General features: G+C 59.3%; 7 protein-coding genes. 3 read left to right on the top strand and 4 right to left on the bottom strand.

What is annotated here, in order from left to right; translation table 11 throughout:
* The first annotated feature begins 270 nt into the window (after positions 1-270).
* The 3 genes from BcanWU425_RS32405 to BcanWU425_RS32395 all read left to right on the top strand — a co-directional run bounded on the left by BcanWU425_RS32405 (position 271) and on the right by BcanWU425_RS32395 (position 4,394).
* Positions 271-1,107: an SDR family NAD(P)-dependent oxidoreductase gene (locus tag BcanWU425_RS32405; RefSeq protein ID WP_445818637.1), complete on the top strand. Its 837-nt coding sequence runs from the start codon at positions 271-273 to the stop codon at positions 1,105-1,107.
* A gap of 186 nt (positions 1,108-1,293) precedes the next feature.
* The gene (nifA, locus tag BcanWU425_RS32400) at positions 1,294-3,108 is read left to right on the top strand and encodes a nif-specific transcriptional activator NifA (protein WP_231189071.1); all 1,815 of its coding nucleotides are present in this window, start codon (positions 1,294-1,296) and stop codon (positions 3,106-3,108) included.
* 428 nt (positions 3,109-3,536) lie between these two features.
* Positions 3,537-4,394 carry an electron transfer flavoprotein subunit beta/FixA family protein gene (locus BcanWU425_RS32395; RefSeq protein ID WP_007605808.1) on the top strand — a complete coding sequence of 286 codons (858 nt, stop codon included), beginning with the start codon at positions 3,537-3,539 and terminating at the stop codon, positions 4,392-4,394.
* Positions 4,395-5,014: 620 nt separating this feature from the next.
* Here the strand turns inward: BcanWU425_RS32395 and BcanWU425_RS32390 are convergent.
* The 4 genes from BcanWU425_RS32390 to gmd form a co-directional block, all read right to left on the bottom strand.
* A complete protein-coding gene (locus BcanWU425_RS32390; protein ID WP_231189069.1) occupies positions 5,015-6,331 on the bottom strand; it encodes an MFS transporter in 1,317 nt (438 codons plus the stop codon).
* A 744-nt stretch (positions 6,332-7,075) separates the two neighbouring features.
* A complete protein-coding gene (gene glmS, locus BcanWU425_RS32385) occupies positions 7,076-8,902 on the bottom strand; it encodes a glutamine--fructose-6-phosphate transaminase (isomerizing) (RefSeq protein ID WP_231189067.1) in 1,827 nt (608 codons plus the stop codon).
* 209 nt (positions 8,903-9,111) lie between these two features.
* Positions 9,112-10,086 carry a GDP-L-fucose synthase gene (gene fcl / locus BcanWU425_RS32380; RefSeq protein ID WP_326952114.1) on the bottom strand — a complete coding sequence of 325 codons (975 nt, stop codon included), beginning with the start codon at positions 10,084-10,086 and terminating at the stop codon, positions 9,112-9,114.
* Complete coding sequence (gene gmd, locus BcanWU425_RS32375; RefSeq protein ID WP_231189065.1) at positions 10,067-11,152, bottom strand: GDP-mannose 4,6-dehydratase; 1,086 nt, start codon at positions 11,150-11,152, stop codon at positions 10,067-10,069. The genes fcl and gmd overlap by 20 nt, the downstream gene beginning before the upstream one ends.
* Positions 11,153-12,476 lie beyond the last annotated feature (1,324 nt).

Below are 12,476 nucleotides of genomic sequence, written 5' to 3'. Positions count from 1 at the left end.
GAAATTGAACGAACTGGCCATCGATCCTGATCTCCGCACAAGGCAGCTAAACTATCTCCGCCAATTCGAATGAGCCACAGACCACCCCTGGAGTGCGACCCAGTCAACGCGCGCGGGGGCTTGACGCGGCGTTGCTGTTGTCGAAAAGCAAACAGGCCAGATGTTCAGAACCTGCCATTTGTCGCAAAAGTGCGCCCCTTATGCCCTGCGTCGCTTTGGCCCGGATCCTGCACCAGGTGCACAGCCGATGGGAGCGGAAGGGAGCCGCGTGTGAATCTAGATCTACCAGATGACAAAGCGGTCGTACCTCAATCGTCGGAAACGGACCCTAGCGGTCCAATTCACGCCGATCGAGCGGGCCGTCCGCTGCGTGAGCGAAAGACGCTGGTATTGACCGGGGCATCGCGCGGTATCGGTCGCGCCACCGGAAAATTGTTTTCGAAAGCCGGTTGGCGCATCATTTCTTGCGCGCGCCAACCATTGGACGCGGCGCGTCGCCCATCAGACTCAGAGGGCGACAGCTATATCGAAGTCGACCTGGGCGATCATCGGATGCTGCCGCGCGTGATTGCCGAGATCAAGGAGCGCCTTGCTGGCGCACCGTTGCACGGACTGGTAAACAATGCCGGCAACTCACCAAAAGCGGCAAACGGTACCAGGCTGACATCGCTGGCGACCTCAGTCGACACCTGGATGAGCGTGTTCCACCTCAATCTGGTGGCACCGATCCTACTCGCTCAAGGCCTGTTCGACGAATTGAAAAGGGCGTCAGGCTCGATCGTCAACGTGACGTCGATCGCCGGCTCGCGGGTGCATCCATTTGCTGGCTCGGCATATGCGACTTCGAAAGCTGCGCTCGCTTGTCTCACGCGCGAAATGGCCCACGATTACGCCGCGCATGGCATTCGCGTCAATGCGATCGCGCCCGGCGAAATCAAGACGGACATTTTGTCGCCTGACACGGAAGCGCATCTTGTGCCAAAGATCCCACTCCGCCGAGTGGGTACACCCGAAGAGGTAGCCAAGGTCATTTTCTTCCTATGTTCAGATGCGGCAAGTTATGTCACCGGCGCCGAAGTGCCGATCAATGGCGGGCAACACTTATAATTCAATCAGCCCCTAAAGAGCCCCGGCTGTTCTGAGCGTCATCGATGGAAGTCATGTTGGCCGGGGTGAATCCGCGCAGCGAGTTGGAAAACAAAGCGGCAAAGCGAGTTACTCTAAGTGCTGCCGACGTGCCATGAAGAGGGGTAATCTCTCGTCCCGCCCTGAGAACTGGATGTCAGATCGGGCATGCAACACGAATCCAACGAGTCCGATGGGGAGGATCGAGAAAGGAACGGAGAAGTCGTCATGCTAGACAGCATTTCCCTGCGCGAAAACCCAAACTCAACCTCCGACGCGGACGCTTCCGCTTGTATTGTGCGGTCCCAAGAGAAATCGCTAAGCACGATTGTTCAAATAGCGCACACGCTCACTGGCCTATGTCGGCTCGAGGCTAAGCTGACGAGCGTCATCGAGCGCCTGGGATCGCTCGTGCAGATGCGGCGCGGCATCGTATGTCTGTTCGAGCATGACGGCGGGCCGGAGATCATCGTAGAGGACGGCAGGAGCGAAGACCGCGACGCGCGCTGCCGGGTGCGCTTGCCGCAAGGAGCAATCGATCAAATCGTCGCGTCGGGGCAGCCGCTCATCGTGGAGAATCTAGCGCTGCATTCGGCCTTCAGTTCTTCGGAGGTCGATATGCTAAATGCCGGCGGTCATACGCGTGTTGCGTTCATCGGCGTTCCCATAGACGTTGACGGCAAAGTTGTGGGTACGCTGAGCATTGACCGCATCGCGGACAATGGGACGCGTGCGCAGCTCGAGGACGACCTCCGCCTTCTGACGATGGTCGCCAGCCTGCTAGGCCAGACGACGAAACTGCATTGCTCGTTTGTGCGCGATCGCGGGCGCCTTATGGACGAGGAGTTCCGGCTGCAGAAGCAACTCTCCGAGCTCAAGCCTCATGGGCGGGACCGTAAGAAGGTCCAAGTCGAGGGAATGATCGGCGACAGCCCGGCGCTGCGCGCGCTACTTGACAAGATCGAGGTGATCTCAAAATCAAATAGCACGGTTTTGTTGCGTGGCGAATCGGGTACCGGCAAAGAGTTGGTCGCGAAGGCTATTCACGAGCGTTCAGCGCGCGCCAAACGCCCCTTTATCAAGCTGAATTGCGCAGCCCTCACCGAGACCGTGCTGGAATCCGAATTGTTCGGACACGAGAAGGGGGCGTTTACGGGCGCATTCAACGCGCGCAAGGGGCGCTTCGAGATCGCCGACAAGGGAACACTGTTTCTGGATGAGATTGGAGAGATCTCGGGCTCGTTCCAGGCGAAGCTTCTGCGCGTGCTTCAGGAGCAGGAATTCGAGCGGGTGGGCGGCAATCAGACGATCAAAGTCGACGTCCGCGTGATTGCGGCCACGAACAAAAATCTTGAAGAGGCGGTGGCAAGGAACGAGTTCCGTGCCGATCTCTATTACCGCATCAGCGTTGTTCCTCTGCTATTGCCGCCGCTGCGGGAAAGACGCACTGATATTCCGCTTCTCGCCGCTCGTTTTTTGAAGAACTTTAACAATGAGAACGGCCGCACTCTGGTATTCGATTCAAGTGCGATTGAGGTCCTCATGAATTGCGGATTTCCCGGCAATGTCCGTGAGCTCGAAAACTGCGTGCAGCGGACCGCGACGCTAGCGCGAGGATCGTCGATCGTAAGAGATGACTTTGCGTGCTGCCACGGGCAATGCCTGTCGGCTTTGCTATGGAAGTGTGGACCGGCGGAAATGGCCCGACAGCCGAGCCCGACAATCTCACTGCCCGCGAGGCTGAGCACGCCGCCAACACAAGCCGTCACACCCGTTCAGCCGGTGAGCAGCGAGCTGACACCGCTGGGGCCACCCGGGCGCCCCGTGGTGGGTGCCGCGAAAGTCACCGATCGCGAGCGCGTCATCGCAGCCATGGAAAGATCCGGGTGGGTACAGGCGAAGGCGGCGCGCCTGCTTGGACTGACCCCGCGCCAGATTGGCTACGCCTTGCGAAGACACGGCATCGAGATCAAACGCTTCTGAGCCAAGCGTCGAGCTCGCTCCTCTCTCTCTCTCTCTCTCTCTCTCTCGCTCGGCCGACTGGCATAGGAGAGCGTGGAAAAGAGGCGCTCGCCAGCTCGGATGCATGACGGGGATGCTAGCGTTGTGCCTTGGGTTGGGATTTACTCGCCGGCGACGCGTAGGGCGTCTTCGCTTCGGCCAGTCTTGTCATCGTCTGTTTGCAACGTACGCGACCTGAAAATGGCTTTGGCGTCGAAGCGGCGCGTGATCGCTGCGGCTCCGTTGCCGCCCCTGACTCCGATCAGCTTGAGATCACGCCGGTGCGTAAACCATCGCAGTTGCGACAACCGGCTCGTCGTCAGCCTGCATTCATTCCTCGTTGGCGAAATGCCTTGGATGGTATGACATTTGCTGCGTCGGGAGTCGGCTCGGCATCTTAGGAGAAGTACATGCACAGCATCGTCTGCATCAAACAAGTCCCCGACTCCGCGCAAATCCGCGTGCACCCTGTTACGAACACGATCATGCGCCAGGGCGTGCCGACAATCATCAACCCCTATGATCTCTTCGCATTGGAAGCTGCGCTCGAGCTAAGAGATCAATTCGGCGGCGAAGTCACCGTCCTGACAATGGGACCGCCGTCGGCCGAAGAATCTCTCCGAAAGGCACTGACATTTGGTGCCGATCGCGCTGTCCTGCTCACCGACCGTAGCTTCGCGGGCTCGGATACGCTGGCGACGAGTTACGCGTTGGCGAGCGCGATTCGCAACATCGGCAAGGAATATGGCCCACCGGACGTCATATTCACCGGCAAGCAGACGATCGACGGCGATACGGCGCAGGTGGGACCTGGCATTGCAAGGCGGCTCGGGGTCCAGCAGCTCACTTATGTTTCCACGATCAAAGCGTTGGACCTCAAGCTACGGACCATCGAGGCCGAACGGCGCTGCGAAGGGGGCGTCCAGGTGTTGGGTTCCAAGCTGCCGTGTCTCGTCAGCATGTTAGAGGCAACAAATCAAATTCGCCGCGGCGCAATGATAGATGCGTTGCGTGCCGCCCGCACCACAATCGTAAAATGGAGCGCCCAAAGTGCTGGCGTGGATGACATGGCCAATTGCGGTCTGAGGGGATCGCCGACCGTGGTCAAGCGTGTGTTCGCGCCCTCCGCGCGAGCGGAGAAGGCGACGTGGGTGGAGGCGGCCGAGCAGCCGGCCCAAGCATTGATCGACGCTATGTTCAAGCGCAACCCTATGCTCGAAACGGAGCTCGCACAGCTCGCCTCATCTGCGCAAGCTCGCGGTGCGTGAAGTCACGGCTGATCGAGCGCAGCGAGCAACAGCCTGGGTCTGGTTACGCATTGGCCCATCGCTCGTTGTACAGGCACGACCAAACTTCTCGACCACTCCCCGCCAGATGCGACAAGAAGGTGAGCCTTCAACCTGCGTATCCGAGCGCCGAGAGGTCGGTATCGGACCAGGATACAAGACGGCCCGCTACGCTAACGTTTGTCGCTACCTGCGAGACGACCAGTCCGCTGGGGAATTCACGCAGCCCGAGGATGTGCGCCTTCGAGTTTTGTGGCGGCCGCACAGAATATCAGAGCGTGGAGCTCGCGCGAGGGATCCCAGTCCTCGCGCGAAATCCGCCGTGTTTCACGCAACTGCAAGTGCGGGCAGCGCACCGTCCGACCACCGGACGGAATCGAGGTTGGCTGATAAGCTAAGCCTTTCCCGGTCAACATCACCGCCAGCTCGCCCCTATACTGCCCCAGATCACATAGGAAGAACCGTGATCGGCAGAACGGCCGCGCAGCATCGTGAAAATCACCGCAGGGATAGTCGCGCACCAACTTCAGTTCAGCCTTCGGCCCCCAACGTCCCGCGGGCGCGCGTGCTAACGCGTGGTAAATTGCGCGCTTACCGCCAAGTTAGGCCGCTCGGGTCGCAACGGCTTTCGCAACTCTCTTGGTGTTTCCTGGATAAATCGTGAGCGCGGCGATAATGCCGAGCAAAGCCGCAAACATCAACCAGAGACCGGGCGACGCCTTGTCATCTGTCCGGTCGATCAGCCAAGTCGATGCAAGCGGCGTAAAGGTGCCAAACAGAGCCGCGGCGAGTGCGAACGCCAAAGAAAAGCAAGTTGTGCGAATGCGCTTCGGCACGATTTCGACCAGAGCGCCCAACATGGCGCCGCTATAGGTGCCAAAGTAAAACGAGAACATCATCTCCACGATCAGCATCTTGCCAAAGCTTGGGTCCGTTACAAGCCAAGACAACGCTGGATATGCAGTCACCAAGGCTAGGCCGGCAATGGTCAGCAGGACCGGTTTCCGGCCGATTCTGTCGGAAATCGCGCCGCCAATTGGGTTCCACATGAAGTTCGTCACCGCGACCAAAAGCGTCACCAAGAGCGTGTTCTGCGTGGACAACTGCAATACGTGCCTGCCGAACGTAGGCGTGTACACCGTCACGAAATAGAAGGTCGTGGTCGTCAGCATCGCGATCATCATGCCGAGAATGACGATGCGCCAGTTCGCAAGTGTGGAGGCAAAGATCTCGCGGGCCGTCGGGTGGTTCTTCATGACCAGAAACTCCGGAGTTTCCTCCAGCGTCCGGCGCAGGAAGAAGATAAGCGGTACGATCAAGCAGCCAAGGAAGAACGGGATCCGCCAGCCCCAAGCGGCAACCATTTCGGCCGGAAGTGCTTCGCTCAAAAAATATCCGATAAGAGCCGCGACAAAGATCGCAACCTGCTGGCTCGAGGACTGGAAAGATGTGTAAAAGCCGCGGTTGCCCGGAGTGGCAATCTCGGAGAGGTAAACGGAAACACCACCAACCTCAACGCCGGCAGAAAAGCCCTGCAACAGCCGTCCGAACAGCACGATCGCAGGTGCGGCAATGCCGATCGTCGCATAGCCCGGACAAAAGGCGATGATGATGGTGCCAATGGCCATGATCGAAAGCGTGATGATCAGGCCCTGCCGACGGCCAATCTGGTCAATATAGGCTCCAAGCACGATCGCACCAACAGGTCGCATCAAGGCACCCAGCCAGAACACACCGAAGGTGTTAAGCAGTGAAGCGGTTTCGCTTCCTGATGGAAAGAACGCGTTTCCGATGGCACTGGCGTAGAACCCGAACAAGAAGAAGTCGAACTGCTCGAGGAAGTTGCCGCTGGTGGCACGTAAGATGGCGCCAATGCGCGATTTGGCATTTGAGGCGTGCGCAATGGGCGCTGGTGACATGGCGAGTTTCCTCTCGATTTTGAAATGGCCGCTTCCGGAGAAAATCTCACCGCAGCCGCGTGCAGTTTCATGGCCGCGAACCGGCCATCAGGGCACTGTCGACCAAGCCGTAAGCGCCTGACGTTTCCGGCATATTTTCGGCAATTGCCGCAAACCCTCACAATTTTCGCTCGTTATTCCGCTCGTGCAGCAGGAGTGGCTCTCAAGCTACTGGGAACCCTCGGGCAATTCTCGGCGCCAAGGTCGGCGACAAGGTTGTTGTCTTTGGCGTGGCCGAAGTTCTCATCAAGCGTACCGATATGCAGTGAAAGGGGAAGGACGAGATCGGTGGCATACAAGCCGCAGCGAGGAGCTCCGTGAGATGTCGTGCTAGAACAGCTCGCGAGCCTGCGATTGGGCCGAACTGCGCTATTATCCCGCCCGATCTCCAGCGATCTCGATATGCTCAAAGTTAACCGGAGGTTCGCCGAATAGGATTTTGTGAGCGCGCCGGCGATCAAGCGCGGCGCCGATGGCCATGCTTGTAAACAGCCCCGTTGTCGTCGAGCGAGGCGCGCCTCGTACTTCAAGTGGCGCTCCGCTTCGTATGCGATCCAAACCCGGCGTCTCCGTAAACAGGGCAAGAACAGGCACAAGCCTCGGTGGCATAGGGGCCTGGAAGTGGGCGGCACATCGTGATTCGATCTGACCGCGGCTTGCGCATTCGGAATCTGACCACGACAACCCAGGTCGCATCACTTTGCCCTATTCGACGGTCACCGATTTCGCGAGATTTCGGGGTTGGTCGACGTCCGTGCCCATGAGGATGGCCGTGTGGTAGGCTAGGAACTGCACCGGAATCGCATAGACAATCGAGGTAAATGTCGCACCCATGTCCGGCAGCACAATCGTCGCGAGTGATTCGATGGATACTTCTGCGGCTCCCCTGGCGTCCGTTATCAAGATAATCTTGCCGCCGCGTGCGGCGACCTCTTGCATGTTCGAGAGCGTCTTTTCGAACACCCGGTCGGAAGGAGCGATGACGATCACGGGAACGCTCTCGTCGACCAAGGCGATCGGGCCGTGCTTGAGCTCTCCGGCCGCATAGCCCTCGGCGTGAATATAGGAAATCTCCTTCAGCTTCAGTGCCCCTTCTAGTGCCAGTGGAAACGACACGCCGCGACCAAGATATAGCACGTCACGCGATTTGGCGATGTCGCGCGCGAGCTTCTCGATCTGCGGCTCGCTGGCAAGCGCTCTTGAAACTAGCCGGGGAATTTCGATCAGCTCGCGTACCAGATCGATGCTGTCGCTCTCCGACAATTCACCGCGGGCGTTGCCGGCAGCGACCGCCAGCGCCGCCAGGACGACCAGCTGGCATGTGAACGCCTTGGTCGAGGCAACACCGATTTCGGGCCCCGCGAGTGTCGGCAATGCTGTCCCGCTTTCGCGCGCAATGGTCGAACTGGGTACGTTCACGATCGAGAGCGTATGCAGGCCTTGCGATTTGGCGTAGCGGAGCGCGGCCAGCGTATCGGCGGTCTCGCCTGACTGCGAGATGAAGATAGCAAGGTCTCCCTTGCGCATCGGTGCCTCACGATACCGAAATTCGGAGGCGACATCGAGCTCGACCGGAATACGAGCCAGCCGCTCGAACCAGTATTTGGCGATGTGGCCGGCGTAGCCGGCCGTACCGCAAGCCGTGACCGAGATATGTCCGATCTCATTGAAGTCGAACGGAAGCTCCTGCGGCAGTACCACGCTCTCGGTGGCAATATCGACGTAATGGGCAAGCGTATGCCCGATCACCTCTGGCTGTTCGTGGATTTCCTTCGCCATGAAGTGGCGGTAGTTCGCTTTATCGACGAGTGCCGACGACGCGCCAGAGTTCACCACATCCCGGCGGACGACTGTGCCTTGTGCGTCGTAGACCACGCTGAAGTTGCGGTTGAGCACAGCCCAATCGCCATCCTCAAGGTAGGTGATCAAGTCGGTAAGCGGCGCGAGCGCGATAGCATCCGATCCGAGATACATTTCGCCTTCGCCATGCCCGATCGCCAGTGGTGAGCCCTTGCGCGCACCGATCATGAGGTCGTGTTGGCCCTTGAACAGGATTGCAAGCGCAAACGCGCCCACTAGCCGCGGCAGCGACGCTTTTACTGCCTCCTGCGGCGAGCAGCCATTCTTCAGATAAGAGTCGATGAGATGTGTCACCACCTCCGTGTCTGTTTCAGAGGCGAAACAGGCGCCACGCTGTTTCAGCTCCGCGCGCAGCTCCCGGAAATTCTCGATTATGCCGTTATGGACGACTGCAACATTGTCCGTTGCATGCGGATGAGCGTTGTGTTCGGTTGGCTTGCCATGAGTAGCCCAGCGCGTGTGCCCAATCCCGACATGGCCTGAAAGCGGATGGCAGCGAACACGTGTCTCAAGGTTTTTCAGCTTTCCCTCGGCGCGTCGAAGCTCGATATGATTTCCTTTGAGCGTTCCGATGCCAGCTGAGTCGTAGCCGCGATATTCCAGTCGTTTAAGCGAATCGATGAGGCGATCCGCGACCGGACCGCGCCCCAAGATGCCTACAATTCCGCACATGGTAACCAGTTTACCTCAACTTCAAAACAGAGCGTCTCGCAAGACGCGCCTGACCAATTCGCTCGCTATTTATCGACCGGTGTAGTCGTGCCGGCCTTCCATCGCGCACGCGTCACTCGGCGTGCGCGAGCTCAAAGCAACACCGGAAACCCAATCGAAGTCGCCAGACGATCCGAAGCAACTTTCTGGGAATCGGACAATGAGCGCCGTCAGCAATTAACAGCTGCATGATTTTCTCCTTTGTCCGATACCGCTAAGAAGTCCTGATAGGTCTGCCGCATTCCATCTGTAAGCCATGTCCTCGCGCGCCAGCCGAGCTTTGCGAGGCGGCTGACGTCGAGCAGCTTGCGCGGCGTGCCGTCGGGGCGCGAGGTGTCGAAGGCGATCTCGCCGCTGTAGCCGACGATCTCTGCGACGACGCGCGCGAACTCGGCGATGGTGACGTCCTCGCCGGTGCCGATGTTGATCAGCTCTGCTCCCGAATAGGTCTTCATCAGGTACACGCAGGCGTCTGCCATGTCGTCGACATAGAGGAATTCGCGCCGTGGCGTGCCGGTGCCCCACACGGCAACGCTCTTGGCACCCGCGACCTTCGCCTCGTGGAAGCGCCGGATCAGCGCCGCGACGACATGGCTCAGTTCGGGATGATAATTGTCGCCGGGGCCGTAGAGATTGGTCGGCATTACGCTGATGAAGTCGCTGCCATACTGGCTGCGATAGGCCTCCACCATCTTAATCCCGGCGATTTTTGCAATTGCATAGGGCTCGTTGGTCGGTTCCAGCGGGCCCGTCAGGACCGCATCTTCTCGCAACGGCTGCGGCGCCAGTTTCGGATAGATGCAGGACGAGCCCAGAAACATTAGCTTCTCGGCGCCGCTCTGGTGCGCGGCCTGGATCACGTTAGCCGCGATCGCAATGTTCTCGTAGATGAATTCTGCACGCAGTGTGTTGTTGGCGGCGATGCCGCCGACCTTTGCCGCGGCGAGGAAGATCACCTGCGGCCGCGTTCTTGCGAACCAGTCGAACACCGCCGCCTGGTTGCACAGATCAACCTCGCGCCGGTCCACGGTGACGAGCTTGACGTCCTCCCGCGCCAGCCGGCGCGCAAGCGCGCTGCCGACCATGCCGCGATGGCCGGCTACGTAGACACTCTTGCCTGTCAGCTCAAACGGAGCGTTTGCCACTCGTCGCGTCCCGTTTTGCTACCGCCAGATCGCTCGCCATCATCTCCGCGACGAGCTCTGCAAAGCTCCGCTTCGGCCTCCAGCCGAGCACCTCGCGCGCCTTGCTGGCGTCGCCGACGAGGAGATCGACCTCGCTGGGCCGGAAATAGGTCGGATCGATCTTCACCACCGTCTTGCCGCTCATCTCGTCCACGCCGGTCTCCTCGACGCCTGTCCCGCGCCATGCGATGCGGCGACCGAGCTGGGCGAACGATAGCTCGACCATCTCGCGCACCGAGTGCATCTCGCCGGTGGCGAGCACGAAATCGTCGGGCTTGTCGGCTTGCAGGATCTTGTGCATGCCCTCGACGTAGTCGCGCGCATGGCCCCAGTCGCGCTTGGCTTCGAGATTGCCGAGATAGAGCGTCTCCTCCAGCCCGACCTCGATACGGGCGACAGCGCGCGTGATCTTGCGGGTCACAAACGTCTCGCCGCGGATCGGGCTCTCGTGATTGAACAGGATACCGTTGCTCGCGAACATGCCATAGGCTTCGCGGTAATTCACCGTGATCCAGTAGCCGTAGAGCTTTGCGACGCCGTAAGGCGAGCGCGGATGGAACGGCGTGGTCTCCTTCTGCGGGATCTCCTGGACGAGGCCGTAGAGCTCCGAAGTCGACGCCTGGTAGAACCGCGTCTCCTTCTCTATGCCGAGGATGCGGATCGCTTCCAGCAGGCGGAGTACGCCGATGCCGTCGGCATTGGCCGTGTATTCCGGGCTCTCGAAGCTGACGGCGACGTGGCTCTGGGCGGCGAGATTGTAGATCTCGGTCGGCCGGATCTGCTGCACCAGGCGGATCAGATTGCTCGAATCCGTCATATCGCCGTAGTGCATCAGGAACGGCACGTCGCCGACATGCGGATCCTGGTAGAGATGATCAACGCGCGCGGTGTTGAACGAGGACGAGCGCCGCTTGATGCCGTGCACGACATAGCCGAGCGACAGCAGATGTTCGGAAAGATAGGCGCCGTCCTGGCCGGTCACGCCGGTGATTAGAGCGACCCGCCGTTTGCTCTCTTGGCTTAACAAATGATTCCTCTGCGCAGGCTAATGTCGTTCCCCGATCGACGACGTCAATCGCGGCTGGCTCTTCGAAATGCGGAAGCGTCACGCTCTCGAACTGCCGAAGTGTGGACCTCTACAGGTATTGCGTCGATTGCTCAACTGTACGGAGGTAAACCTCCCACCTCGAAAGAGTTTTGAAGGACTATACGAAAGTTTGTAGTCCGGCAGATTTCGTTCGGCCTTCGTCAGGCGCTTCTCTATTGCTTGAGTGCGCTCAATGACTTGCGGCGCAGTCAAAAGGTAAGCAGACCGTTCGGCCGAGAAGCGTTCTGCAGTCTCTCCATGCTCAGCTCGCGCGTCGAGCCAAGGAGTGTCCCTCATTTCTTGTCCTTGCCTAGAAATTTCGAGTCTTGCTGTTCATCCAGTGCAACTGCGAGCAAGCCCGGCAACAAAGCCTTGAAAGGTGTTCTCTGTCGCGCAGTCCGTTTCATCGATCAATCTCGGGACGATCGTGTTGGTGGTCGGACAAGCATAGGTGAAGGCGCGCATATTGCAGTCCCACGGCAGAAACACGCGGGATGAGCTGATCGTGGAGGGAGCCGACTCGGGCTGTTTAAGCACGCGCCGCCTGCTCGAATGCGCCAAAAGGGGCGTGAGCTTAGAGGCGCGCCATCGAAATGGATCGCTGCCTTATCGGGTTTGAACGCCGCCGAGATCAAATCTTCGATCGCTCGCGTGCCTAAACTTCCACATCATTTCCGTTCCAAGGCGATCACATGAGGTTTCCAATGCTCGTTCGTCGGGTGTTGAGGGGCTCGTTGCCTGCATCGGCGTTCGGCCCTGGGGCAATCGTCAGGCCTGCATCTCGAGCAGGCCCAGCTCGCGGAGCTAGCGGCAGCTCTCTTGCTGCCGCAATCAGCCGCTTACCATGCCGCGCGCTCGTCCCGGACTACTCGTTGTCAGCTAGTCTGCTTTTCATTTAAGGACGGGCGCGTCCGTCCGACCATGGCATGACGTGCATTCGGACATGGTGATAAGCGCACCATGATGACGGCTTTTGGCGCAGTCCCGTCACAATTGGTTCCCCGCACATATACGCTCTTCCAGGATCGCCATTCTTGAAGCCAACAATTGCCCGACATTGGCCCTCACAATGGTCGACGAGCAACACCGTGTTGGATCCATCGGGTCTTCTCACATCACCGCTCCAGGATAGCGCATCAGTCTCGCGGCGGCTCGTTGGCACTTGGCGCTCGCAACCGTATTTCGAAGTCTCCAATGCTGGATTGGTCCTTCTTACATCTGGGCAATCGTGACCTCATGCGACTTGGCGATTTGCGTAGACAGA

Origin of the sequence: Bradyrhizobium sp. WU425 (genome assembly GCF_021052305.1) — a bacterium.
In the GTDB taxonomy this organism is placed as follows: domain Bacteria; phylum Pseudomonadota; class Alphaproteobacteria; order Rhizobiales; family Xanthobacteraceae; genus Bradyrhizobium; species Bradyrhizobium canariense_D.
Note: the sequence above shows the minus strand (reverse complement) of the source record. Positions and strands in the feature narration are given on the sequence as shown.

Coding starts and splice junctions, on each gene's coding strand:
- glmS (WP_231189067.1), bottom strand. CDS start 8,902: ATGTGCGGAATTGTAGGCATCTTGGGGCGCGGTCCGGTCGCGGATCGC.
- BcanWU425_RS32395 (WP_007605808.1), top strand. CDS start 3,537: ATGCACAGCATCGTCTGCATCAAACAAGTCCCCGACTCCGCGCAAATC.
- BcanWU425_RS32390 (WP_231189069.1), bottom strand. CDS start 6,331: ATGTCACCAGCGCCCATTGCGCACGCCTCAAATGCCAAATCGCGCATT.
- nifA (WP_231189071.1), top strand. CDS start 1,294: ATGCAACACGAATCCAACGAGTCCGATGGGGAGGATCGAGAAAGGAAC.